The sequence below is a fragment of the Chelativorans alearensis genome (genome assembly GCF_010993735.1).
Taxonomy (GTDB): Bacteria; Pseudomonadota; Alphaproteobacteria; order Rhizobiales; family Rhizobiaceae; genus Chelativorans; species Chelativorans alearense.
In genome coordinates this window covers 131,510-155,457 of sequence record NZ_WQNI01000010.1, presented here as the reverse complement: position 1 = coordinate 155,457, position 23,948 = coordinate 131,510, and the positions used below count along the sequence as shown (strand labels likewise).

Sequence of the window (23,948 nt, the reverse complement as noted above, 5' to 3'; positions counted from 1 at the left end):
CGCCCTGTCAGGTCTGCTTCACTTGATCGCGCCCTGCGCGCGCAACACCTTTTCGAACCCGTCCTGTGCATTCTTCAGGAAGGTCGCGAAGTCATCGCCGTACTTGATGTTCTCGGTCAGGAGATTCGTTTCGATGTACTTATCCCATTCCGGGGTCTCCACGATCTTCTCGACCGTAGCGCGCCAGAAGTCGACGGCCTCCTGCGGCGCGTCGGGTGCCAGGATCAGGCCGCGCGGCATGGACACCCCGACGCCCCAGCCCTTCTCATCCATGGTTGGGACATCGCCGAGCGCCGGCGGGGTAGTCTCGCCGCTGTAGATCAACGCCTTCATGTCTCCGGACTCCACGAGACCGACGATTTCACCCGGATTGCCGACCATGGCGTCGACGGCTCCCGACAGCAGCGCGGTCTGCATGTCGGCCATCGAGTTGAACGACACGTATTCGAACTCGAAACCAGCCTTTTCCGCGAAAAGCGTAGGCACGATGAAGTCCACGTTCACGGTGCCAGTGCCGGCCAGTGTCGGCGGCTTCTCCTTTGCGGATTCGATAAACTCCTCAATGGTGTCCCATTCGGAATTGCCGCTCACCATGATGGCGAGATCATCGGTCGCCAGCAATGCCAGCGGTACAAAATCGGAAGCCTTCCACGGGGTGTCGGCCTGCAGCGGCGTGGTTATGAGACTGCCCGAGGTGGTGGTAATATCGTACCCACTGCCGGCCTTGGAATATACATAGCCCCAGCCGACCGCGCCGCTGCCGCCGGCCCGGTTCTCCGCCCTGATATCCTGCCCATACAGGTCGTATTTCTGGATGATATCGATCAGGGTGCGGGCCATAATATCGTTTCCGCCGCCCGGCCCGAAAGCGATCGTCCAATCGAGATCCTTGCTAGGATAATCCTGCGCCAGCGCCTGACTGCCGGCGATGAGACCGAGAACGCAACCGGCGGCCAATCCGGTCCCACGCAGGCCCGTTCCAACAAGCGTGCTGATAACTTTCATGCTTTCCTCCCATTTGTGCGCGGTCCTCTCCCCGCCTTCCAATTCGTCCACCCGGCTGAAACCGGGCGCACGATGGTTCGACAACAGGCCTAGAGCGTATCGAGCCAGCGCCGTTTCCCATTTATGTGGTGCTGTTCGGCCGCCTTACGGGCAGCCGCCGCATCGCCGTCTTGGATCGCTCCGACGATCTGCTTGTGCTCCTCGTTCGAGAAGCGCATCGACTCCGTTCCTCGCAATACCCGCCGCCGCAGGAGCCGCACTTCCTTTCCCAATGAGGTATACAGCTCCAGGGTGCGCTTGCCCCCCGACAGTTCCGCGATGCGGTCGTGAAAGACGAGATTGAGTTCGAAGTAACGAGCCTCCTCCTCTGCGGTGATGCAGCGGTCCATCTCTTCCACCATCTCGCGCATCTCACGCTTTTCCACAGCGCTCGCCCGTTCGGCGAGCTGGGCACACGCATAGCCCGCAATGGCCGCGCGCAGGTCGTAAAGCTCGAGCGCCTCCTCGATCGAAAGCTGCCGCACGAAGGCGCCCTGGTTGGCAACCGAAGCGACGAGTCCCTCGCGCTCCAGCAGACGCGCGGCCTCGCGGATTGGACCGCGACTGACGCCAAGCACCTTTGACAGCGCCTGCTCGTTGAGGCGCGTGCCCGCCCCCAGTTCGCCCTGGAGGATCATCTGTTCGAGCCTGTCACGCACAATGGTGGTCAGCGACCTCTCGCGGCGTGCAGAAACCAAGGCCTGGGTGTCGTTCGAGATTTCCATGCCCGCTAAAAGAACGCCTCGTTTTCAAATTGTCAACAGTTTTCACTCTGTTGACAATCCTTCCGCTCCACTCCATCTTCCAGGGCTAGGAGGACCTTTCACGTCCCGGATATCTGCAGTCACCGCGCCGGATTGCGCGGCGTGAGGGCGGCGTGTGCGCGCGCCACGGCTGCGCGTGCGGAACGTGGCTGGCCAGAAACAACAGAATAGGACGTGGCATGACCGACAGACCGCTCGCTGGCAAAACCGCCTTCATCTCCGGATCGGGAAGAAACATCGGGCGCGCCGTCGCCGTGCAGCTTGCAGGCCTCGGGGCCAATGTGGTGATCAACGGCACGAGCAACCGCCAAGCCTGTGACGATACTGCCGGACTGGTTCACGCACAGGGCACCGAAAGCCTGATCGTCATGGGCGACATGGGCCGAGCGGAGGATATCGCGGCCATGTCGAAAGCAGCGCTCGACCGGTTCGGCACGATCGACATCCTCGTGAACAATGCAGCCATCCGGCCGCACAAGCCGTTCCTGGAAATGGACGAGAGCGATTGGCATTCCGTCGTCGACACAAGCCTTACCGCCGCCTTCCGGACCACGCAGGCCTTCCTGCCCGGCATGGTGGACAAGGGCTGGGGCCGGATCATCAGCATGACCGGAATGAAGGCGATCAAGGGCTACTTCGAAGGTGCGCCGATCTCTGCGGCAAAGCACGGGATCTGGGGTCTGACCAAGGCGCTCGCCACGGAGTTCGGGCCGCACGGCATCACTGCCAACGCGGTTTCCCCGGGCCAGACCCTGACCGAGGGGCGGGACGGGACGGACCCGAAGAAGCTGGCCCCGATTCCCGTGGGATTCATGGGCACTCCGGAAGACGTGGCCGCGGCAGTCACCTTCCTCGCTTCACCCGCCAGCCGGTTCGTCAACGGCCAAATGATCGGCGTCAACGGCGGTCAGGCCACGTGACGCGGGCAGGAGAGGACTGAGCATCGTGCGAATTTCAGACCGGCTGACCCGCCTGCAGCCTGCCGCCACCCGTGTGGTTTCCGAGAAAGCCGCTGACCTGCGACGGCAGGGCCGCAACATCATTTCGCTTTCCACCGGCGAGCCTGACTTCGTTTCGCCATCCGCAGTGATGGAAGCCGCCCGCCAGGCGCTGGACGCGGGCCACACCTTCTATACTCCCGCCGCAGGCCTGCTGGAACTGCGGGAGGCGGTTGCGCACTATTACAAAACCCGGTTCGACCTGGATTACGAGGCGCGGGAGGTGATGATCGGCGCAGGGGGCAAGCCCTTGCTCTTCGAAGCCTGCGCCGCGCTGCTCAACCCCGGTGACGAGGCGATCATAATCGCCCCGGCCTTTGTGAGCTATGTCGAGCAGGTTCGCTTTTGCGACGCCAAACCGGTGATCATCGAAACCGACCCACAGACGCTCGACTTCTCGCTTGACGACATCCGCGCGGCGATCACCGACCGCACGCGGATGATCATGCTCAACGCACCAAACAATCCTTCCGGCCGCATTTATAGTGACGACCTCGTGATTGGTCTTTGCGAGCTCGCGATCGAACACGACCTGACGATCATCAATGACGAAATCTATGAACGGATCGTGTTCGACGGGCTCACATACCGCAATCCACTGAATCTCTGCCCCGCGGCGCGGGACCGGATGCTGCACATCAACGGCGCATCGAAAAGCCTTGCCATGACCGGCTGGCGCATCGGCTTCGCCCTTGGACCTGTGGAACTCATCAAGCGGATGACAATGCTCCAAGGGCACAATACCTCCGGCCCGGGTTCCATTGCGCAATGGGCCGCACTTGGCGGATTGCGGAACGGGCAGGAGCAGATCGATGCCATGACTGCGCAGTATCAGAGGCGAAAGAATCTGATCACAGCGCGGCTCGGCCGGATGCCCTACCTGCGCTATATCCCGCCGCAAGGTGCCTTCTACATATTCGCGGACATTCGGGCCACCTACGGCAAGTCCATCGGCGGCATGACCGTCACCGACGATGTCAGCTTCTGCGAAGCGCTGCTTGAACATGCGGAAATCGCGGCGATTCCCGGTGCGGCTTTCTTGCAACCGGGCTTCTTCCGCATGTCCTTCGCTACCTCGGAAGACATCATCGAAACCGCCATGACGCGGATGCACGACTTCCTCGCCGCTCTCGCCTGAGCGCCGCGTCTCCACACAGGAACAGCCAAATGACCGACAAGATCATCGACGTGTCCAACGAGGTGCCGATCCGCCGCGTGGGCGACGGCAACCCCCACAGCTTTTTCGGCTACTACAACAAGACCAATTTCGGTCCCGGCGACGCCCGGCTTCTGGCCAACCGCACGCCGCTTTTCACCGGCGACCTGACAGGCCGTGAAGTGGCGGAGGTCGGCTTCTTCGATCTCACCGACGGCGACCGCTGGCACAAGCTTGGCGAAACCACCGCCTGGAACTGGCAGATGGGCTGTCAATTGCAGTGGCTGGGCGATACGGACCAGGTCATCTACAATACCCGCGCAACGACAGCGCCGGGACCGGACAACATCTATCCCGACTTCCGTTCCCGGGTGGTGGATCCCGCAACAGGCGAAGGTCGCGAACTTCCCGCACCCATCTACGTCATGGCGCCCGATGGTCGCTTTGCCCTGACGATCAACTATTCGCGTTTCATCAAGACGCACCGCACCATCGGCTATCCGGCCACGCACGCCGAACCCGAATTGCCGCTCGCTCCCGACGATGACGGCATCTGGCGCATGGACATTGAAACCGGCAAAACGGAACTCATCTGTTCCCTGCGCCGCCTCTTCGAATTCGACCATGTGCCTTCCATGGACAAGGCGATGCACTGGATCACCCATATGGAGGTGAATCCCTCCGGCACCCGCTTCCTGTTCATCCATCGCTGGACGGAGCGGCCGGACGACGAGTTCTGCTACCTGCATCGGCTGTTCACCATCAATGGCGACGGCACCGGCCTGCGTCTTTTGGAAGATGCGGACCATCCCCTGCCCCAGCTCGAGAAGGATTTCGACCCGAGTGCCCACGGCACCTTCGACTACGAGAAATCCGAATGGCAGATTTCCCATCCCCTCTGGAAATCCGACGACGAAGTCATCGTCTGGGGGCCGCATGAAGGAGAGATACACTACCTGCTCTACAACGACCGGACGGGCGACGTGCACGTTGTGGGAAACGGCATCCTCACGGAAAACGGGCACATGACTTATGGCCGAAACGGGCGTTGGATGCTGTCCGACACATATCCCGACGCCAGGACCCACGAACGCACGCTGTTCCTTTTCGACTGCGAGAAGGAGGTGCGCTACGATCTGGGTACCTTCTACACCCCCGCGGATCTGGGCAAGCACAACCGCTGCGACCTGCACCCGCGCTGGAGCCGGGACATCCGAGCCGTCTGCATCGATTCGGTGCATGAAGGCTCCCGGCAAATGTACCTGCTCGATATCGCAGCGCTGCTCGATCGCCTCTGAGAGATGCAGACGGATGTGATGCCGGCCGCTGATCAACGGGCAGCGTCGCCAGCAATATAACGATGAATGAAATTCATAGAACAATGAGATCATATAATTTTCCTAATGGATGTGCGTATGCAAACCTGAATTGCGCGGGGATTAAGACGAGATCTGGTCAATAACATTGATCGATAGCCGCTCGATTTCCCAGCCGTGAACGCTCGCCTCCACTGGGGGGAGGTAGGCACAGGGAGGATTAGTCATGAACCTTTTGAAAGGGAGCCGGTCGGCTCTTGGCAGAATTGCCGTTGCATTTCTGGCGAGTGGAATCAGCACGACTCCGACCCTCGCCCAGGACCTTGCCGAAAAGACAGCGGAATTCGTCATTCCCTTTGCCGAGTCTGGGGGATCGGCCAGATGGGCGAACTTCTTCGCGCCTCTTTTGAGCGAGCACCTTCCAGGTAACCCCGTCGTCGTCGTCAAATACCGTCCTGGCGCGGGCTCGACCGCTGGGGCGAATTGGTTCCAGGAGCAGACGACCAACGATGGCACGCTCATCTTCGGAACATCGGGTTCAACCCAGTTTCCCTATCTGCTCGGCGATCCGCGGGTACGCTATGAGTATCGCGACTGGAAGATCGTGCTTGCCTCGGGAACAGGCGGCGTTGTGTATCTGCCCCCCGATCTTGGCGAGCGCTTCGACGGCGATTTTGATGATCTCCAGGATGAACTCTACCTTTTCGGAACGCCAAGCGTAACGACCCTTGATCTGGTTCCGCTGCTGACATTCAAAATGCTGGGCCTCGATGTCGACGCCGTTACCGGAATCGAAGGACGCGGCAACGGCCGCCTGATGTTCGAGCGCGGCGAGGCCAATATCGACTATCAGACAACCCCGGCCTATCTGAAAAGTGTCGTGCCCCTTGTCGAGCAAGGGCTCGCGGTCCCGGCTTTCGCATACGGATTCCTCGATGACGAGGGAAATATCGTACGCGACCCGACCTTCCCGGATCTTCCCAGCTTCAAGGAAGTCTGCGAGGCCACCGCCGGATGTGAGACATCTGGTCCGGCATGGGACGCTTGGAAAGTGTTCTTTACGGCCGGATTCGCCGCTCAGAAGATGGTTTTCCTGCCCGGAACCGCCTCCCAGGAGACCGTCGACATGTACGAAAAAGCATTCAAGGAAATCGTTGCGCGCCCTGATTTCATGAAGGCTGCCGAGGTCGATCTCGGCGTCTACCCGCAAATGACGGGCAAGGCAGCGATCAAGGCCTATGAATCGGCGATCAACGTTTCACCGGAGGCCAAGCAATTCGTTCTCGATTGGCTCAAAGACGACTACGGCGTCGAATTGAAGTAGCCGCTCCCGCACCCCGGACATCCAGGGTGCGGGCACGTTTTCGGCCACGATGCTCTGGAGCCCCGCCCTCATGGAGTTTATTTCGACCGCCTTGCCTGCTTTCGGCGAGGCAATGCAGATCATCCTGCAACCGCAGCAACTTCTTTATCTTTTGACTGGTGTCCTGCTGGGGCTTTCCGTCGGCGTTCTACCCGGTCTCGGCGGCATTGCCGGCTTGTCGCTGGTACTGCCTTTCGTCTATGGCATGGATCCGGTTTCGGGATTGGCGCTCATGGTCGGCCTGATCGCCGTGATCCCGACATCCGACACGTTCTCTTCGGTCCTGATGGGCATTCCCGGCTCCTCCGCCAGCCAAGCGACCGTGCTCGACGGCTTCCCCCTTGCACGCAAGGGGCAAGCCGCGCGCGCACTCTCTGCGGCTTTCGTCTCGTCGTTGTTCGGCGGGCTCGTCGGTGCGGCGATTTTGACAGTTTCCGTCATCATCATCCGTCCGGTGATCCTTTCCTTCGGATTGCCGGAGATGATGATGATGACATTTCTCGGCATGTCGATCGTCGCCATTCTCGCCGGTCGGGTTCCTCTCAAGGGCGTGATTGCCGGCGGTCTTGGCCTGATGGCCGGTACCATTGGCGCGGCGGGACCGGGCGGTAGCCTGCGTATGGCGACATACGATCTTGCCTATCTGGTCGACGGCCTGAAGCTTGTCATTGTCGGCCTCGGCATCTACGCAATTCCGGAAATCGTCTCACTCTTGCGCCATGACAGTCCCATCGCACAGTCGGGCAAGTTGGGCCCCGGCTGGACGCAGGGACTGCGCGACTGGTGGGGCAACAAATGGCTGTCCTTCCGCACCGCCATTATCGGCGTGATCATCGGGATTATTCCCGGCCTCGGTGGATCGGTCGTCGATTGGATCGCTTACGGCCATGCGGTCCAGACGGCAAAGAACCGCGAGAGTTTCGGCAAGGGAGACATACGAGGCGTTATCGCGCCCGAATCCTCCAACAACGCCAAGGAGGGGGGCGGGCTCATCCCCACCCTCATGTTCGGTATTCCCGGCTCGGGATCGATGGCTGTATTCCTTGGTGGCATCGCGCTGCTCGGCCTGTCACCCGGACCGCATATGGTTCGCCAGGACATCGGCATCACTCACACCATCGTGTGGTCGCTGGCCCTGGCCAATGTAATGGGAACGGTTCTGTGCATCGCGCTGTCGCGGCCGATCGCCCAGATAACGACGATCCGCTTCACTCTGATTGCGCCATTCCTGCTGCTGGTCATTGCATTCGCGGCATTCCAGTCGCAGCAGACGCTTTGGGACCTCGTTGCCCTGGTAGGGATCGGCATACTCGGCATCTTCTTGCGCCGCTTCGATTATTCGCGGCCGGCCTTCCTTATAGGGTTTGTCCTGTCGTATCAGGCGGAGAATTTCACTAACCAAGTAGTTCAGGTCGCCCGCGTGCGTTTTCATCGCGGTATCGAGGTCGGTCTTGAGTATATCTTCTCACCGATCACCATGGTGCTTCTGGTCCTGACCGTCGTGTCGATCTTCCTCGGCATCCGCCAAGCGAAGAGCATACGTGAAAGCCAGGATACGCCGACAGGCACAAAGCGCGCGCCGGTCATCTTTCTTCTTGCAATCACCCTCTATCTTGCTTTCGCCGTCATCAATGCATGGACGATCACGCGGTTGAGCGATAAAATTTTTCCTCTTTCGGTCGGCATCGCTACCCTTTTGGCCAGCATTGCGCTTTTGATCCGAATGCGCGCCAAACCTGAGCATGATGATGTGTTCATCGATCACGAACAAGGCGCGGACGGAATGGCCGCACATGGCCTATGGAGTACGCTGGCCTGGTTCCTGGGGCTCCTGCTCCTGTCTGGCATCTTTGGCTTCGTGATAGCTCTGATCCTGTTCCTGCCCGCCTTCTTCTATGTTCGCGGCGGTGTGAGCTGGCTGCACAATCTGGCATACTCACTGGCAGGGATCGCCTTCATTATTTTCCTGGCCGGTCTGTTAGGCCGCGATTTCCCACCCGGTCTCCTGCAGTCCTTTACCGAACTCCCATGGCCGTTCCGATGATGGAACTGGCCTGGCGCTCGCAAAGATCTCTGGCGGCTGATGTATCAGCGATCATGAAATGAGCAAACGCAAGACCTACGAAATTCTGGCCGAAGCGTTCCGGCAGGAAGGTGTCGAAACCTGCTTTGCATTGTTGGGCGACGCCAACATGAACTGGGCGACCGCGCTTGCCGGGCTGGGTACGCGCATGGTCTATGTGCGGCACGAACATTGCGCCGTGGCCGCGGCCATGGCCTATGCGCGCAAGACCGGGGAGCCTGGTATCGCGACGGTCACGTGCGGGCCCGGCCTCACCCAGATACTGACCGCGCTGCCTGCAGCCGTGCGGGCTAATCTTCCGCTCGTGATTTTTGCCGGCGAGGCTCCACTGAAGTCGGGATGGTACAACCAGGCAATCGACCAGGCGCCGTTCATCGCGGCGGCTGGCGCGACCTATCGTCCGTTGCATCATGTGCCACTTATGGCCGATGCCATTCGGAATGCATTTCTGGAGGCCCGCATGACCTCGAAGCCTGTTGTGCTCGGGGTGCCTTTCGATCTTCAGGAACGCGTGTGGCCGGAGGAAGCGCCGCTGCCCTCGCCTTCAACCGATCTCTTGCCGCAGGTGGGGGCGATGCCGCCACATCTCGACGACATTGCTCGCGCCGCCGAGCGTATAAGGAAAGCGCAGCGCATCGTGGTAATGGCGGGAATGGGGGCCGTGAAAGCAGGCGCAGGACCCGCCTGCCGCCGCCTGGCTGAGCAGTGCGATGCGCTGCTCGCAACCACATTGCCGGCACGTGGTCTGTTCCATGACGATCCCTACTCCATCGGCATCGCTGGCGGTTTTTCCTCCACGGCGGGCCGCGAGTTGTTCACTCAGGCCGATCTCGTCATTGCCGTCGGCACCATCCTCGCCCATCACAATGCGGATGGCGGCAAGCTTTTCGGTCAGGCACATGTTCTGCAAATCGACGTAGAACCTGTTGCTGTCAGCCAGGGACTGGTTGCCGCGCAAAGCCATGTCCGCGCCGACGCCCGTCTCGGTGTCGAAGCGCTCGCAGCGGTGGTCGCGCCGCGCCCGGCGACCTGGCGGAATGAGGAGACGATACGCCTTGTGCGGGAGACCCCCTTCGATCCGCACCCCTACCCTGCCGAACCCGGTCTGCACGATCCGCGCGATGTCGTCGCAGCATTGGAAAAAAGCCTCCCGCCAGAGTGGGAGATGGTCAACTCGTCCGGCCACTGCTCCTACTATTTTGCACAGATGCCCTCCCGTCCCCAGGAGCGATTTCTGACAATCCGAGAGTTTGGCGCGATCGGCAACGGCATCTCCTTCGCCATGGGCGTGGCGGCAGCCTGCCCGGACCGGACCGTGGTCCTCTTTGATGGCGATGGCAGCCTTATGATGCATGTTCAGGAAATCGAGACCATTCGCCGGCACGGCATGAAGATACTCATCTGCGTGCTCAATGATGGTGCCTATGGGTCAGAGATACACAAGCTGCGCGCGGAGGGATTGTCGGATGAAGGTGCGGTGTTCGGCCGGCCGGATTTCTCCGCAATCGCGCGCGGCTTCGGCATCGGCGGAGAGAAAATAGAAGATCTTGCCGACTTGCCGGAATTGATGACCAAGTTCCGGCAAACGGGAGGGGCAGCGATCTGGGACTTCCCCGTTTCAGACAAAATCCTCTCGCCAGTCATTCGCCGCGGCCACCCTGCAAAGAAAGCGCACTGAAAAACGCTCCGCGGGACACAGGGTCACATGATCCGGCGCCCTGAACTCCGGAGACAGTCCGTGTTCCGCTCCAATCCGGCCAAGCGGTCACGGATCATCGAAAGCATGATGCTGGCAGGCGGCGACAGCGGAACCCCGCGACGCTGGACAGCAACGATGTTGCGCGAGAGACCTGCATCAGAAAAAGGCAGCCCGACGAACTCGTTCGGCACGAGGCGCATGGTGAGTTGCGGCAAGACCGTGATGGCGGCGTCATGAGCGACAAGGCTCATGGCGGTGGTCACGTTTTGCACCTCGAAGCGCCAGTCGAGTTGTTTACTCAGAGTGCCAAGGGAGTCTTCAATGACCTGCCGGTTGGTGGATTGCGTTCGGATACGAACGAGGCGCTCTCCAAGCAGGTCGCTTCTTGCCACGCTCTTGCAGCCAGCCAACCGGTGGTGCTTCGATACGAGTAGAACGTAAGGCTCCGTGCACAGGTGCTCGACTTCAAGGTCCCAGGGATTTGCGCCCTTTATTGTGATACCGAATTCTGCTTGGCCTTCCTGCACGAGCTTGACGATTCTGCCCGCAGGTTGATCAAGCAGGACCACTTCGAGATCTTGGTTCGCGTTGGAAAAATCCCTGATCAATTCCGGAAGGTGGAAGATCGAGACCGTGGGAAGGCAAGCGAAGACCAGCCTGCGCCGCGATTCGCGCCCGCTATCATGAACGGCGCTATAAAGCTCCGCCAGCGCATCCATTTGCTCGCGCACCTGCGGAAGGAGATTTTGTCCCGCGATGGTCAGCGAGACATCACGCGAGGTACGCACCAGCAGGCGCGTACCCAGGTCCGCCTCGATCTTGCGGATACGATGGCTCAACGCAGTCTGAGTTAGATTGAGCCTTTGGGCGGCTCGTGAGAAGCTACCCAGTTCGGCAACGGCAATGAATGCCTCAAGGCCTAGATAATCTACACGCATCCGGCTGATCCCCTCCGCTTAGGAAGGTGTCCCGCCCGGATAGGGCGGGAGCGCATTGCACCCTTCAGGCAAGATGTTTTTCGAGGAACCCGGCCGTGCGCTGATGCGCGAGCTCGGCAGCCTCGGCGACGTAGCTGGGCCGCGCGTCGTTGGCAAAGGCGTGCCCGGCCTCGTACATATGGACGATCATGTCCGGCAGATAGGCCTTGGCCTGATCCAGCATTTCCGGCGGAATGTGATCGTCCTTCGTGCCGAAATGACCGACCAGTGGCGCCTTCAACGGGCTGTCGAGATATTGCGGTAGCCGCGTGCCGTAGAAGGCAACGGCCGCAGCAATATCAAGTTTTTGTGCCGCGCGCAGGGCAAGACCTCCACCCCAGCAGAAGCCGATGACGCCGACCTTGCCACCCGTTGCAGCCAGCGCCTGGACGACCGCCTCGACGTCGCGCATGGTCTCCTCTAGATTGGCGGCGAGCATCAGATCGCGTCCACGCGGGCCCTGGTCGAAAGGAATGACTGCGCCTCTCTCCCCGCGATCGAACAGCGCCGGAATGGCGACATCATAGCCCAGCTTCGCATAGCGGGCCGCAACGCCTTTCAATTGGTCTGTGACGCCGAAAATCTCCTGCAGAATCACGATACCGCCACGCCGGGTTCCTTGGGCCGGTACCATCCAGCAGTCGAGCTTATGCCCATCCGACGCGGTCAGTTGTGTCATCATTCCTGTAATCCCTTCATCACTGTTGACGGCACGATCGCCGTTTTCGGCGCCAGCCCTCGACCGGCGCCGTTTCCGATATCGTCTCAATCGCCGACCTTGATGCCGGCCTCCTCAAAATAGCGCAGGGCGCCCGGATGGTAGGGAACTTTGCTCGCCGGAGCCATTGCCTCGGTATTGGCGCCGGCGAAAGCGCCGAACGACTCCGTGAGCGCCTTCTTGCCCTCGGCGACGGCCTTGGTCATGCGATAGACGAGGTCCTCGTCGACATCGTTGTTGGCGAGCATTATCCAGGGGATCTGCATGATGTTCGCGTCGTAACCCTGCAGACCGTTCACATCGGGGTTTTGGGGCAGCGAAACGATATTGCCGGCAGGCAGGAAATCCTTGAACGCCTTCGTGCGCTCCTCGGAATTGTCGAGCGAGATATAGCAGAGGCCGCCACGGTCCTGGAGCTTCACTGCAGCCTGCTGCCCCGCTCCGGCGTTCACGCTGACAAGCGCGATATCCACCAGCCCGTCCCCCAGCGCGTTGATGCCGGCCACAAAGCTCGAAACCGGAACGTTCTGGAAGTCTTCGTATTTGAGGCCGCCATTGGCGAGGCCGCCCTCGATGTAATAGGGAATGATGGTCGACGACGTATATTCTGAAGCGATGCGCAGCTCCCCCGCCTTCGCCTTGACATCGGCGATGGTCTTGAGCCCGAGATCGCATGGCGCCATCAGACCGGTTGTCAGCGGAAACATAGTGCCGACCAACATGAGGTTGGGACTTGCGCGATCGTAATTGCCGGTACCCGTGTAAGCAAAGGCGGCTTCAACGCCGTTCGAGAAACCAAAATCGACTTCGCCATTGCTGATTAGCGGAAGGTATCCGACGAGGGGCTGTGTTCGCGCCGTAATGCCAGCGTCGTTGGCAACCTTGGCAACCGCCTGGCCTGAATTATAGGCGAGAGACCCTTGTGCTCCCGTTGCGACGGTCACGACCTGGGCCGTGGCTGTCGCAATCATACCGTAAGCGGCAAAAGCGACCCCCGCGAGCAGAGTTTTCACATGTTTCATAATGTCCTCCCTGTTATGGACTGTTTGCCTTCAACGAGCTGCTTTTCGGACACCAACTCCGCCCTGGCGGAAACCGACAGAAACAACGCAATGGCGACCGCGCTCAAAGCAGCGATCCAATGCGCAATATCGGGAATTGAGAGGAACCCCAACGGCAGTGCCAGCGTACCTAGTCCAACGAGCGTGATACGAGCGGCCATCCGGAGCTTCCGGCCCCAATAGCCGACGATACCTGCGGTCACCGCAGTAATCCCGATGAGAGACAGGACCACGGCCGACAGTATCTCCAGCCAGCTGCCGTTCAGAAGAATGGCTGGCGACGCGACGAAGATGAACGGGATTATGAATGCCGCCCATCCCACGCGCATTGAGGCCAACCCCGTCGAAAGAGGGTTGTCCTTGGTGATCGTTGCAGCGGCGAAGGCCGCAAGCGCAACGGGCGGCGTAATCATCGACATCATGCCGAAATAGAGGATGAAGAGATGTGCCGCGATTGGCTGGATGCCAGCGTGCACCAGCGACGGCCCGACAAGCGCAGCAAGCAGCACATAAACGCCGGAGGTTGGCATGCCCATACCTAGAATGGTGCAGATGACCGCCGAGATCAGTAGCAGGGCGATAACGTTCGAGCCAACGGCGTCGATCAGCACCAGGGTCAGGGCAAAGCCGAGGCCGGTGATGTTGAGAATGCCGATCACAAACCCAGCCGCCGCCACGACAAGGATGAGATCTACCATGCTCGTCGCGGCATCAACCGTGACCTTGCCGAGCGAGCGCAGCGACAGGCGCTGACCGCGATAACCGCGCAGAAAACCCACGAGGATGATCGCAACCGAAGACAGAATGGCTGCGTCCTGCGGGTCCAGCCGCCACCAGAAAAGTCCTCCGAGGAGGATGGCAAAGGGCACGATGAAATGCCATCCCTCCGCAAGCACCTGCCCCACGGTCAATCCGTCCGTCTCGCTGGCGGTGATGTTGTCGCGTCCGGCAATGAGATCAACCTGAACGAAAACACTGAGATAGTAGAGTAAGGCGGGCAACAGCGCCGCGGCCGCGACGGCCATGTAGGGAATGTCGAGAAACTCGGCCATCAGGAAAGCCGCCGCCCCCATGATCGGCGGTGTCAGTTGGCCTCCTGTTGAGGCGACCGCCTCGATGGCGCCAGCATCACGTTTTGAGTAGCCGCCCCGTTGCATGAGGGGGATGGTTATGATGCCGGTCGTGACAACATTGGAGACCGCGCTGCCGGAAATGGAACCGAAAAGAGCGGAACCCACCACGGAAATCTTGGCGCTGCCCCCGCGAGACTTGCCTGTCGCAGCCATGGCGAGGTCCGTGAAGAAAGCGCCCCCTCCAGCGGCAAATAGAAGCTGACCGAAGAGAACGAACAGAAGAACGATGATCGTGCCCACCGCGAGGGGCATGGAGAACACCGCGTTCGGGTCGAACCCCACATACTGGACGAGACGTATCGGGCTGAGTTCCTTGCCAATGAGCCGGCCCGGAACTTGATCGGCCACCAGTGCATAGACGAGAAAAACGGCAACGATTGAAAAAAGCATCCACCCTGCGCGCCTGCGGATGCCTTCCATGACCGTGACTGTGACCACGGCGCCGACAAGCGTTATCTGCCAGGGCCTGTAGGCTTGCTCCTTCAGGAGCCATGAGTAATCCCAGGCGGCGTAGAGAAGGACGGCGAGCACGACCGCCGCTATCGCGCCGTCGAGAATGCCGACCCGCTTCTTCGCTTCTCCCCGCAAGCCAAAACGCAGATAGGTGATCGCCAACGCCATGGCGAGCTGAAGGGCCATATATTGCTGGGAGAGAACTGATATGCCGATACGGGTTGGAACCTCGAGATTCCACAGAACACAAGCCGCGCACATCAGCCCGGCGAACAGTGCAATGAGACGGTTGACGGCCGGGTTCAGCTTCTGCTCCTGCTTCATCTTCCCGCTTCCTCAGGCCAGTAGAGGCGCATCGGGTTGTCCACCAGAAGCTTGCGCTGCAACGCCTCGGTGACGGCGATACGCGGGATGAAATCGACCAGGCTTCCGTCGTCCGGCATGTGGGATTTCATATTTGGATGTGGCCAGTCCGTGCCCCACAATACGCGATCCGGAAACCGCTCGACGAGCGTTCTGGCGAAGGGGACGACATCGTCATACGGTGGCCCTGCCCTGGTCAGCCGTTCGGGGCAGGAAACCTTGATATGCATGTTCGGGTGTTCGTCGAGGAACCGGATGAACTGGCGGAATTCCGCGCTATCCACCCCCGCGGATACATCGGGCCTGCCCATATGGTCGATGACCACCATACCGGGCAACGCCCCAAGGAAGGATTTCAACCGGTCGAGTTCCTCAGCCTCGAAATACACGACAAGATGCCAGCCGAGGCGGGAAATGCGCGCGGCTATTTCGGTAAAGGTTTCAAGGGGGGTGTCGTCGACAAGCCGCTTCAGGAAGTTGAAGCGCACGCCGCGCACGCCTGCATCATGCAGAAGGACGAGTTCATCATCTTCCACCCCCGCTCCGACAACCGCAATGCCGCGCGCCGTGCCGTTGGAGTTCCGCAAGGCGCCCACGAGCGCGGCATTGTCGCGTCCATGACAGGTCGCCTGCACGATGACGCTGCGGCTCAGGCCCAGATGGTCGCGCAGCGCGAACAGCTTCTCCTTCGGCGCGTCGACCGGCGTGTATTTTCGCTCGGGCGCGAAGGGGAATTTCACCGCCGGACCGAAGACGTGGCAATGGGCATCCACGGCTCCCGCAGGAACCTGAAAGCGCGGGCTCGAAGGATTTGGATGGAATGGCAGATATGCGGATGTCATTCGGCAGCCCTTGTCAGCACAGGCACCTGTGGCGCGGGGAAGACAACGCCGTCCATCAGCTTGCGCGCAGTGCGCAATATGGCGGCGGATTGAATGGAGCCCGCTTCGTCCAGCGATGCAATGACCGTCATTTCGCCGGTCGGATGCTCAATGGAAAGGCTGCGCTCGCCGCCTTCTCCACGCGCAGCCATGTCGAAAGCGACGGAGCCCTCGGTCAGGCAGGCCGTGGCGACGCTGACCGCGCCCAGCACGCCGATCGCCTTGTGACAGCGATGCGGGATGAAGGTTCGCGTGGAAATGGCACCGCCCGATTGCGCCTCGCTAACCATCGTCATTTTCGGCACGGATTGCTCGGTCACGTCGCCGAGATTCATCATAGGGCCGCAGGCAAGCCGGATCGCCTCAAGCCTTTCGCGCAAGGCAGAATTGGCTTCCAGTTCGGCCGGCGTTTCACGTCCGGAAATACCCATGTCCCGCGCCGCCAGGATGACGCACGGCATGCCGTTGTCGATCATGGTGACCTTAACGCCTTCCACCGTGTCGGCGGCATGTCCGGTCGGCAGCAGCGCGCCGCAACTGGAGCCCGCCGTATCCTTGAATTCGATGGGAATTGGCGCGGCCTGGCCCGGCACGCCGTCGATATGCGCCACACCTTCGTAACACACGCGCCCGCCGGGCGTCGCAACCCGCGCGACCGCTACCTGACCGCTGTTTTCATTATATATGGTGACCGGCGTCTCGCCCTCCCGCGCCGCCACCAAGCCGCGCTCGATGGCGAACGGACCGACGCCGGCCAGAATGTTTCCGCAGGTCTGCGAGGCCGACACCACCGCCTGATCCACAAAGACCTGCAGGAACAGATAATCGATATCGACCCCCGGGCGGTCCGACCTGGCGATGACGGCGACCTTGGAGGTCAACGGATCCGCCCCGCCCATGCCGTCGATCTGGCGGGAATCCGGCGATCCCATGATCGAAAGCAGCAGGGCGTCGCGCTCGGCAGTGTCGGATGGAAGGTCGTCGGCAAGGAAATAGCCGCCTTTCGACGTGCCACCGCGCATCCACATGGCTCGAATGCCATCAGACATATTTCAGGCCCTTTTCGGCGAGGCGCCCGCGCATTCCGTAAATATCGAGGCCGAGCTCGCCTTTCTCGAAACGCGCGCGCTTCTCCGCCTCGTTGGCCTCTCGGGCGCGCGCTTTTTCCAGCACCACTTGTGCTTCCTCGCGCCGCACGACGCAAACGCCATCGTCGTCGGCGACGATGACATCGCCCGGATTGACAAGCTCACTCGCGCAAACCACCGGAACGTTGACAGACCCGAGCGTCTCCTTCACCGTGCCCTGCGCGAAGACTGCTTTCGACCAGACAGGAAACCGCATCTCCGTCAGGTCGCGCACATCGCGAACACCAGCGTCGATCACGAGACCTCGGCAGCCACGCGCCTTCGCCGAAGTGGCGAGCAGGTCGCCGAAATAGCCGGCATCAGACGGAGAAGTGGGGGCGAGCACCAGAATATCGCCTTCCCTGATCTGCTCGATGGCGACATGGATCATCCAATTATCGCAGGGCGGCGCCGAGATGGTGACCGCGGACGCGGCGATCCGCGCGCCGGAATAAATCGGGCGCATATAGGCGGCCAGCAAGCCCTTCCGGCCCTGCGCCTCATGCACCGTCGCTACCCCGCATTCGCCAAGGCCGTCGATGACAGCCTGTTCGGCACGCTCGATATGCTGGACGACGACGCCCGCTTCCGTTGTGGAACCGGCCATCAGAGCTCATCCACCGTTCGCGGAAACACCGACTGGAAGCCCTCGGCGTATCTTGCCGCCCGCCCGCCCGCCTGCCCGCCGGAATTGCGGCGGAAATGGTTGCCGCGATTCTCCGCTACATTCGTGTAGTACGCCCACAAGTGCTCCTGGCCTTCCATGCACTCGATTGCGGCGCGCTTCTTGTCCCACACCTCGGTGATGTCCAGGAACACGTCCGGCTTCCAGCCCATCTGCTCGGTCTGGTGTGGCTCGAACAGATAGAGCTGCGGCGCGCCAAGCACCTTCTCTCCCGGTTTATGCCCCCAGGCCTGCGCGACCATGCGGCACTCGAGCACGAATTTCGTCGTGTTCATATGGTCCGTATTGTACGGATCCCACATGGAATGGCTCATCATGAAGGCTGGCTGCACGGCCCGAATGAGATCCACCGTGCGCTCGCGTGCCTCCGCCCCGAGATCCAGCGGATAGTCGCCCAAGTCGAAGAATTGAATATCGTGGACGTCAAGCGCCTTGGCTGCTGCCTCGGCCTCCTTTTGCCGCGCGGCCTTGACCTTCTCCAGCGTAGTGCCTTCCTGCTTCCACAGCTTGGCGCTTTCCCCGCGCTCTCCAAAGGAAAGACAAGCCACGGTCACGTCGTAGCCCAGCTTTTGGTGCAATGCGATCGCACCTCCGCAACGCCAGACGAAGTCGGCCGCGTGGGCGCTGATCACCAATGCCGTTCTATTCGCAGTCAAGACGGTCTCTCCTCCAACAAAATACCGCTGCCTTTTCTCCCCTATCGTTGGCAATTGCCATTTCAATGGAAGACCAAGGCTATAAGTTTTTGCTACACTATGTTTGCCTCGATAAGGAAGGGACTGTCCTGTGACCCGTTTGAATCTCCGTCACCTGCGTGCCTTTGCCCAAGTCGCCGCTACCGGCAGTATTTCGGCCGCCTCGGGGAAGGTCTTTCTTTCGCAGCCAGCGATAACCCAGGCTCTGGCCAAGCTTGAAGAAGCGGTCGGCACACCGCTGTTTCTGCGGAAGAGCACCGGCATGTTCCCGACTGAGGCGGGTGAATTGCTGCGTGCCCGGGTGGATCGGGCGCTGTTTATCCTGGCACGTTCCGCGCGTCGCGCGGCGCGTTGCGGCGGGCGCTTGAAATCGGCAGGCTTTGCGAACTTCGATCATCTGCTGACGACGGTTCAACTCCGGTGTTTTCTGGCGCTTTGCGAAACCGGAAACTACTCCTGGGCGGCCAGGAACCTTGGTGTGTCCCGCCCCTCAGTGCACAGAGCCATCAACGACATGGAGCGCATATCCGGACTTCAGCTCTTTACCAGGTCTGTCCAGGGTTTCGAGCCTACTCACGCCGGTGACGCCCTGCGCCAGGGCGTATTGCTGGCGTTCGCCGAACTCAAACAGGGCCTGGAGGAAGTCTCCATGCTGCTGGGGCACGACACCGCACGGATCGTCCTCGGCACGCTTCCCCTGGCGCGCAGCTTCATTCTTCCCAAGGCGATCAACGATCTGTGCGCGTTGCGTCCGGAAGTCCGGATCAAGGTACGTGATGGCGCCTATAAAGATTTGTTGCACGCGCTCCGCTATGGGGAGATGGACGTTCTCATCGGCGCGTTGCGGGATCCCCCTCCGGTGGACGACGTCGTACAGGAGGAATTGTTTGTCGACAAGCTGGCCATAGCGGCACGGGCCGGTCATCCGCTTGCGGGCAGGAGGCGCCTCCGCGTGGATATGCTCGCGCAATTCCCTTGGGTGACACCGTCGTCGAACATCCCGACCCGTCAACATTTCGATGCGCTGTTCCAGAACGCGAAAGTTCCGGCGCCGGGCAGGATCGTGGAATCGAGCTCCCTGATATTAATCCGGGGACTACTGCTGGGTGGTGACCGCCTCACCATCATTTCCCGGCACCAGATCGCAAGGGAACTGGAAGAAGGCGTGTTGACGACATTGGACTTCACGCTCGATGGCTCCGACCGCCCCATCGGCATCACAACGAGGCGCGGCTGGTCACCGACCGCAACGCAATCGCTCTTTTTGAACATTTTAAGAAGGATATGCATCGAAAACGTATTCAGGATGCACCCAAGCGATCCTGTCACCACATAAAATGGCCTGACTTCGGGCTTTGATTATCTACCCCCTGCGCGGGGCATGTAAGCGCTGGCCGTCAGTCATCTGGCGATGAAATTCATTCCGGCTGGTAGCGGCTGACCTCGATCCCCGACCCGACCGGCAGGAGCACACTCGTAATGCCGGGCATTTTGCGCACGACCCTGCCGTAGTGCATGACATTTTCACCACCGGGCCGCAGCATATTGTCCGCGACGATGATCGCGCCGGGGTTCAGCTTTGGATAGAAGGCTTCGAGGCAAGGGACATACAGATCCTTCCAGAGATCGACGAGCACAAAATCCAGCCCCACTGCCAGGTCATCGATCAACTGAACGGCATCGCCGACTTTGAAGTCGACATAATCGGCAAGACACGCTTTGGCCGCCATGTCCTGCGCGAAGGCTGACTTATAGTCATGCATCTCCATCGTAATCAGCCGGCCTCCGGCCGCGCGCGCAGCTTCTGCCAGCCAGATGCCCGAGTAACCATAGGACGTGCCGAGTTCCAGAATATTCGGTGCTTTCTGGCTCCTGGCGAGAACGTTGAGCAGCCGCCCCGTTTGTGGTCCCACGGCAAGAAGCCGCCTATCCTCTCCCGTCTCAGGCCGCGCCTGCTGCGGGCTCTGACGTTGCTCCTGGATCAGCTCGTGGTAGGCGTCGAGCACCGCCGTGACCTTGTCATCCATTGAAGTCCCCGAGAAGCTTTTGGAGAATGGGAGTTTTCGGAGCCTAGCTTCGCACCCGGCGCCAGTCTATCCGCAAATCTTCGTGGTACGCGAAGGGCTCCAGATGGCGGTACCCGCGGCGCATGCCGCCCAGAACTCATCCCTTCCGCTTTGCTTCCTCGGCAAGCAGCGCCGCGATGCGGAAAAAGCCATGAACCATTTTCGTGTAGGGTAGCAGCAGGAACAAGGCCAGCACCGAACCCAGATGCAGCGCCAAAAGGCTGGACACCGCAAAGGTGCCGGTGGCTGCATATAGCGCCAGCCCGGAAGCCGCCACGAGACCGAGCAGCAGCACGAATGCCACCTCGCCTCCCCAAACCCGGCTTGCGCCAAGCTTGGGATCAGCCCGCATCTTAAGCCAAACAAGTCCGCTGGTGCCAATCACCAGCGCGATACCGCCTGGCACGCCCAAGAGCTTGGGCGGCGTGAACAGGCCGTAGGGCGCCTGCCAGTCAAGAAAGTAGTGCATGAGCGTCGCCACCGACGTCGCCGCGAAGCAGGCAAGGAAGCCGTAGAGCACGGCCTGGTGGAACCAGCGCCTGAGGTCGGTGTAGCGGTCCTCGCGCTCGAAATTGCAGCCTTGCCCCTGTCCGCCGTCGAGGTTCCGCAGTGTTGCAGCGCTGGCAAAGGCGTTGCCGATGTCGGGCAGCGTGATAGGCCCCGCACCGACGTCCCGCCAGTACCGGTACAGGCCGATGGCGACGGCAACAAGCGGCAGCAGGAATCCCGGGGTGAAAACCGCGACCATCGCGTTGTGCGACAGGTGCGCGTAGAACCCGTCGCCCGCACTCTCCGGCAGGGCGGCAATCAAGGCAAACAAGGCCGAGATGCCGGCGACCAGCATCCCCGCAATTGCCACGCCATGCGTATGGAACAAGCGCGAAAATGGCGCCGGCCAAACCAGCCGCTCCCAGCTTTCCTGACGGACTTCGGCCAGCGCCGCGGGAAGGTTCAGCGCGAATTCATGCGGCTCGGTGTACTGGCAGGCGTAGTAGCAGCCCCGGCAGTTGTGACAGAGGTTCGCCAGATGCGTGATGTCGCCGTCGGAGAACATCTTCTGGCGCGTCATCGCCGGAAACACGGAACAATAGCCTTCGCAATAGCGGCATGCGTTGCATATCTCGATCTGCCGCCGGGCTTCGGCAGTTGAGCCGGAATCGTCCTGGGAGAGTTCAAGCAACATCGGCAATTTCCCGATCATTGAGAGCGTGGCGAGCCGCTTCATGTCCCGCGATACGGCCAAAGACGGTGCCGATCGTCATGCCGAACCCGGCAAGGTAGCCCTGCCCAAGGATTGATCCGGCCATGATTTCGCCGGCCGCCCAGACATTTGAGAGAGCGCCGGAGGGCGTCTGAACGCGCGCTGTCTTGTCAACCTTGAGGCCGAGATAGGTGAAGGTGACCCCTGGCCGCAGTTGATAGCCATAGAAAGGCGGCTCCGTGACGGGTCGTGCCCAGTTGGTCTTGGGAGGATCAAGACCTTCCGTCGATAGCCCGTCCAGTTCCGTCGGGGTGAAGGCGCCAGGCTTGCAGGCGGCATTGAAACCGCCGACGGTTTTGGCGAGCTTTGCAGGATCGAGGCCGAGCTTTTCACCCAGTTCCTCGATGGTCTGCCCCACCACCGGACGAAAGACCGATGGCATGAAGAGATCAAGGGATGTGGAATCGATAATCGCGTAGGCTACCTGGTCCGGCTGTCCGGCGACGAGGCGCCCCCAGATTGCGTAGCGCTTGGGCCAGACATCCTCGCCTTCGTCATAGAAGCGCTCCGCATCCCGGTTCACCATGACCGAAAATGGCACGCAGTCGAGGCGCGTAACGATCCCGCCGTCGTATTGGGGTGCGCGGCCGTCAATGGCCACCGCATGGCACTGCGTTGGATCGCCGACGCTTTCACATCCCTGATCCAGCATATCGCGCAGCACCACACCGCGGTTGTAGGGTGTGCCGCGGATGAGAAAGTTTCTGGCGGCCGGCCCCCAGGCGCTTACCAGCCATTCCCGGTCGGCCTGGAAGCCCCCGGAGGCGAGCACCACCGCACGCGCCGAAATGCGCTCCACCGGCCCGCCGGAGAAACTCACTTCGATATGCTTGAACCTGTCCGCCTCAACGGCGATATGGCTGACTTGGGCTTCATAACGAACGGACACCCCCAGATCTTCGGCGGCGTTGTAGTAGGCGTTGACAAGCGCCTTGCCTCCGCCGAGAAAAAAGGCGTTGGTCCGGCTCAAGGACAGTGTGCCAGACAGGGAGGGCTGGAAACGAACCCCGCGGGCTTCCATCCAGGGCAGGCATTCCTCGGAGGCGCGGATCGTGAAGCGCGCCAGATCTTCATCGGTCTTGCCCTTTGTCACCAGCATCAGGTCTTGGAAATATTCGTCCTCGCCATAGGTGCCGGTGAGAACAGAGAGAGGCCCTTCATGCTTGCAGCGGAAGTTGCGGGTATGGCGCGAATTCCCGCCACGATAGGGTTTGGGCGCCCCCTCGAGCACGAGCACGCGCGCGCCCTCTTCGGCAGCGCAGAGAGCAGCGCAAAGGGCTGCATTCCCTCCACCCACAACGACGACATCCCATGAATGGCGCGGCGGCTCCAGCCGGTTCATAGCCCCTCCCCATCGATCCAGAGCGATTCTTCTTCGTCGCGATCAAGCGCCCGCAGGGCCTTGAGGCGCACGAGCTGTGCCGCCTCGATATGCGCGCGCATCTCCGCTTCCGCCGCCGCTCCGTCGCGCGCATGTATGGCGTCCAGGATGCGCTGGTGCTCACGGTAAGCTGCCTCCGCCCGCCCTGCATCGGTAAGCGTAGAGCGGCCGAGAATGAGCATTGTCTTCTGCAGAGCGCTGACGGACTTGCGCAAGAATCGGTTCTTGGCGGCATCCAGCAGAGTGGCGTGGAACTGGCGATTGACCTCGGCCGCCTGCACCTCGTTGTCGAGCACCTCGGCAAACTCTTCATTCAGGGCACACAGCTCGGCCAGTTCCACCTGCGAGGCCGCCCGCGCGGCAAGCCGCGCCGCCGTTCCCTCGAGAACAGTGCGCATCCCGTAAAGCTCCATGATCTCCGCATAGCCAAGCCTGCGCACCACGGCGCCAAGGCGCGGCTGATGGACAACGAGCCCATCCGCTTCAAGCCGCCGCAGCGCCTCACGCACGGGTGTGCGCGAGATCTCCAATCTCTCCGACAGCTCCATCTCGCGCAGTCGCGCGCCCGGCAACAGGTCGCCGCGGCGAATCTCGTCCAGCAGGCGAAAATAGACCGCTTGCCCGTGGTGAGTCGCATCTTGCTGGTTTGCCATGAGAACGTCAGCTTTTGTATACGATTGGATACCTCTGGAGACGATAGTTGTCGTCCCGCAGAAAGACAACT

General features: G+C 60.9%; 21 protein-coding genes. 7 read left to right on the top strand and 14 right to left on the bottom strand.

From position 1 onward, the window contains the following. Window positions 1-18 precede the first annotated feature (18 nt). Window positions 19-1,005 (bottom strand): Bug family tripartite tricarboxylate transporter substrate binding protein, encoded by a 987-nt coding sequence (locus tag GPJ75_RS16685; RefSeq protein ID WP_163269463.1) that lies wholly within the window; start codon window positions 1,003-1,005, stop codon window positions 19-21. 89 nt (window positions 1,006-1,094) lie between these two features. Continuing rightward, window positions 1,095-1,769, bottom strand: coding sequence for a GntR family transcriptional regulator (locus GPJ75_RS16680; RefSeq protein WP_163269462.1), 675 nt, complete (start codon window positions 1,767-1,769; stop codon window positions 1,095-1,097). A 218-nt stretch (window positions 1,770-1,987) separates the two neighbouring features. Between GPJ75_RS16680 and GPJ75_RS16675 the strand changes: the two genes are divergently transcribed. The 6 genes from GPJ75_RS16675 (at window position 1,988) to GPJ75_RS16650 (ending at window position 10,402) form a co-directional block, all read left to right on the top strand. Further along, window positions 1,988-2,728 (top strand): SDR family NAD(P)-dependent oxidoreductase, encoded by a 741-nt coding sequence (locus GPJ75_RS16675; RefSeq protein WP_163269461.1) that lies wholly within the window; start codon window positions 1,988-1,990, stop codon window positions 2,726-2,728. A 25-nt stretch (window positions 2,729-2,753) separates the two neighbouring features. After that, window positions 2,754-3,944: a pyridoxal phosphate-dependent aminotransferase gene (locus tag GPJ75_RS16670; protein ID WP_163269460.1), complete on the top strand. Its 1,191-nt coding sequence runs from the start codon at window positions 2,754-2,756 to the stop codon at window positions 3,942-3,944. Between the two features lie 29 nt (window positions 3,945-3,973). Then, window positions 3,974-5,260, top strand: coding sequence for a hypothetical protein (locus GPJ75_RS16665; protein ID WP_163269459.1), 1,287 nt, complete (start codon window positions 3,974-3,976; stop codon window positions 5,258-5,260). A gap of 244 nt (window positions 5,261-5,504) precedes the next feature. Then, window positions 5,505-6,602: a type 2 periplasmic-binding domain-containing protein gene (locus GPJ75_RS16660; protein WP_205602561.1), complete on the top strand. Its 1,098-nt coding sequence runs from the start codon at window positions 5,505-5,507 to the stop codon at window positions 6,600-6,602. Between the two features lie 112 nt (window positions 6,603-6,714). Next, entirely contained in the window at window positions 6,715-8,685 is a 1,971-nt protein-coding gene (locus GPJ75_RS16655; RefSeq protein ID WP_246249095.1) for a tripartite tricarboxylate transporter permease, read from the top strand. 58 nt (window positions 8,686-8,743) lie between these two features. After that, window positions 8,744-10,402: a thiamine pyrophosphate-binding protein gene (locus GPJ75_RS16650; protein WP_163269457.1), complete on the top strand. Its 1,659-nt coding sequence runs from the start codon at window positions 8,744-8,746 to the stop codon at window positions 10,400-10,402. 23 nt (window positions 10,403-10,425) lie between these two features. Here the strand turns inward: GPJ75_RS16650 and GPJ75_RS16645 are convergent, their stop codons facing one another. The 8 genes from GPJ75_RS16645 to GPJ75_RS16610 form a co-directional block, all read right to left on the bottom strand. After that, complete coding sequence (locus GPJ75_RS16645; RefSeq protein ID WP_163269456.1) at window positions 10,426-11,361, bottom strand: LysR family transcriptional regulator; 936 nt, start codon at window positions 11,359-11,361, stop codon at window positions 10,426-10,428. Between the two features lie 64 nt (window positions 11,362-11,425). Then, window positions 11,426-12,082 (bottom strand): dienelactone hydrolase family protein, encoded by a 657-nt coding sequence (locus GPJ75_RS16640; RefSeq protein WP_163269455.1) that lies wholly within the window; start codon window positions 12,080-12,082, stop codon window positions 11,426-11,428. 83 nt (window positions 12,083-12,165) lie between these two features. Further along, on the bottom strand, window positions 12,166-13,140 hold the full coding sequence (locus GPJ75_RS16635; RefSeq protein ID WP_163269454.1) for a TAXI family TRAP transporter solute-binding subunit: 975 nt from the start codon (window positions 13,138-13,140) through the stop codon (window positions 12,166-12,168). Next, a complete protein-coding gene (locus GPJ75_RS16630) occupies window positions 13,137-15,089 on the bottom strand; it encodes a TRAP transporter permease (protein WP_163269453.1) in 1,953 nt (650 codons plus the stop codon). Before GPJ75_RS16630 ends, GPJ75_RS16635 begins: the two co-directional genes overlap by 4 nt. Further along, entirely contained in the window at window positions 15,086-15,970 is an 885-nt protein-coding gene (locus tag GPJ75_RS16625; RefSeq protein ID WP_163269452.1) for an amidohydrolase family protein, read from the bottom strand. Before GPJ75_RS16625 ends, GPJ75_RS16630 begins: the two co-directional genes overlap by 4 nt. Then, a complete protein-coding gene (locus tag GPJ75_RS16620) occupies window positions 15,967-17,058 on the bottom strand; it encodes a 4-oxalomesaconate tautomerase (RefSeq protein WP_163269451.1) in 1,092 nt (363 codons plus the stop codon). Before GPJ75_RS16620 ends, GPJ75_RS16625 begins: the two co-directional genes overlap by 4 nt. Beyond that, window positions 17,051-17,743, bottom strand: a complete 693-nt coding sequence (locus tag GPJ75_RS16615; RefSeq protein WP_163269450.1) for a 4-carboxy-4-hydroxy-2-oxoadipate aldolase/oxaloacetate decarboxylase — start codon at window positions 17,741-17,743, stop codon at window positions 17,051-17,053. The genes GPJ75_RS16620 and GPJ75_RS16615 overlap by 8 nt, the downstream gene beginning before the upstream one ends. Next, window positions 17,743-18,477, bottom strand: coding sequence for a PIG-L deacetylase family protein (locus GPJ75_RS16610; RefSeq protein ID WP_163269449.1), 735 nt, complete (start codon window positions 18,475-18,477; stop codon window positions 17,743-17,745). The genes GPJ75_RS16615 and GPJ75_RS16610 overlap by 1 nt, the downstream gene beginning before the upstream one ends. Before the next feature lie 130 nt (window positions 18,478-18,607). Between GPJ75_RS16610 and GPJ75_RS16605 the strand changes: the two genes are divergently transcribed. Then, a complete protein-coding gene (locus GPJ75_RS16605) occupies window positions 18,608-19,852 on the top strand; it encodes a LysR family transcriptional regulator (protein ID WP_163269448.1) in 1,245 nt (414 codons plus the stop codon). A gap of 82 nt (window positions 19,853-19,934) precedes the next feature. Here the strand turns inward: GPJ75_RS16605 and GPJ75_RS16600 are convergent, their stop codons facing one another. The 4 genes from GPJ75_RS16600 to GPJ75_RS16585 form a co-directional block, all read right to left on the bottom strand. Further along, window positions 19,935-20,543: an O-methyltransferase gene (locus GPJ75_RS16600; protein ID WP_163269447.1), complete on the bottom strand. Its 609-nt coding sequence runs from the start codon at window positions 20,541-20,543 to the stop codon at window positions 19,935-19,937. A gap of 136 nt (window positions 20,544-20,679) precedes the next feature. Then, a complete protein-coding gene (gene tcuB, locus GPJ75_RS16595; RefSeq protein WP_163269446.1) occupies window positions 20,680-21,765 on the bottom strand; it encodes a tricarballylate utilization 4Fe-4S protein TcuB in 1,086 nt (361 codons plus the stop codon). Beyond that, window positions 21,755-23,185: an FAD-dependent tricarballylate dehydrogenase TcuA gene (tcuA, locus tag GPJ75_RS16590; protein ID WP_163269445.1), complete on the bottom strand. Its 1,431-nt coding sequence runs from the start codon at window positions 23,183-23,185 to the stop codon at window positions 21,755-21,757. Before tcuA ends, tcuB begins: the two co-directional genes overlap by 11 nt. After that, window positions 23,182-23,877 carry a GntR family transcriptional regulator gene (locus GPJ75_RS16585; protein WP_163269444.1) on the bottom strand — a complete coding sequence of 232 codons (696 nt, stop codon included), beginning with the start codon at window positions 23,875-23,877 and terminating at the stop codon, window positions 23,182-23,184. The genes tcuA and GPJ75_RS16585 overlap by 4 nt, the downstream gene beginning before the upstream one ends. Between the last annotated feature and the right edge of the window lie 71 nt (window positions 23,878-23,948).

Excerpts from the sequence above, each read along its gene's own strand:
- GPJ75_RS16685 (WP_163269463.1), bottom strand. The coding sequence starts at position 1,005 with ATGAAAGTTATCAGCACGCTTGTTGGAACGGGCCTGCGTGGGACCGGA.
- GPJ75_RS16675 (WP_163269461.1), top strand. The coding sequence starts at position 1,988 with ATGACCGACAGACCGCTCGCTGGCAAAACCGCCTTCATCTCCGGATCG.
- GPJ75_RS16625 (WP_163269452.1), bottom strand. The coding sequence starts at position 15,970 with ATGACATCCGCATATCTGCCATTCCATCCAAATCCTTCGAGCCCGCGC.
- GPJ75_RS16620 (WP_163269451.1), bottom strand. The coding sequence starts at position 17,058 with ATGTCTGATGGCATTCGAGCCATGTGGATGCGCGGTGGCACGTCGAAA.
- GPJ75_RS16680 (WP_163269462.1), bottom strand. The coding sequence starts at position 1,769 with ATGGAAATCTCGAACGACACCCAGGCCTTGGTTTCTGCACGCCGCGAG.
- GPJ75_RS16640 (WP_163269455.1), bottom strand. The coding sequence starts at position 12,082 with ATGATGACACAACTGACCGCGTCGGATGGGCATAAGCTCGACTGCTGG.
- GPJ75_RS16650 (WP_163269457.1), top strand. The coding sequence starts at position 8,744 with ATGAGCAAACGCAAGACCTACGAAATTCTGGCCGAAGCGTTCCGGCAG.
- GPJ75_RS16655 (WP_246249095.1), top strand. The coding sequence starts at position 6,715 with ATGCAGATCATCCTGCAACCGCAGCAACTTCTTTATCTTTTGACTGGT.
- GPJ75_RS16635 (WP_163269454.1), bottom strand. The coding sequence starts at position 13,140 with ATGAAACATGTGAAAACTCTGCTCGCGGGGGTCGCTTTTGCCGCTTAC.
- GPJ75_RS16585 (WP_163269444.1), bottom strand. The coding sequence starts at position 23,877 with ATGGCAAACCAGCAAGATGCGACTCACCACGGGCAAGCGGTCTATTTT.
- GPJ75_RS16615 (WP_163269450.1), bottom strand. The coding sequence starts at position 17,743 with ATGGCCGGTTCCACAACGGAAGCGGGCGTCGTCGTCCAGCATATCGAG.
- GPJ75_RS16645 (WP_163269456.1), bottom strand. The coding sequence starts at position 11,361 with ATGCGTGTAGATTATCTAGGCCTTGAGGCATTCATTGCCGTTGCCGAA.
- GPJ75_RS16630 (WP_163269453.1), bottom strand. The coding sequence starts at position 15,089 with ATGAAGCAGGAGCAGAAGCTGAACCCGGCCGTCAACCGTCTCATTGCA.
- GPJ75_RS16660 (WP_205602561.1), top strand. The coding sequence starts at position 5,505 with ATGAACCTTTTGAAAGGGAGCCGGTCGGCTCTTGGCAGAATTGCCGTT.
- tcuA (WP_163269445.1), bottom strand. The coding sequence starts at position 23,185 with ATGAACCGGCTGGAGCCGCCGCGCCATTCATGGGATGTCGTCGTTGTG.
- GPJ75_RS16600 (WP_163269447.1), bottom strand. The coding sequence starts at position 20,543 with ATGGATGACAAGGTCACGGCGGTGCTCGACGCCTACCACGAGCTGATC.
- GPJ75_RS16665 (WP_163269459.1), top strand. The coding sequence starts at position 3,974 with ATGACCGACAAGATCATCGACGTGTCCAACGAGGTGCCGATCCGCCGC.
- tcuB (WP_163269446.1), bottom strand. The coding sequence starts at position 21,765 with ATGTTGCTTGAACTCTCCCAGGACGATTCCGGCTCAACTGCCGAAGCC.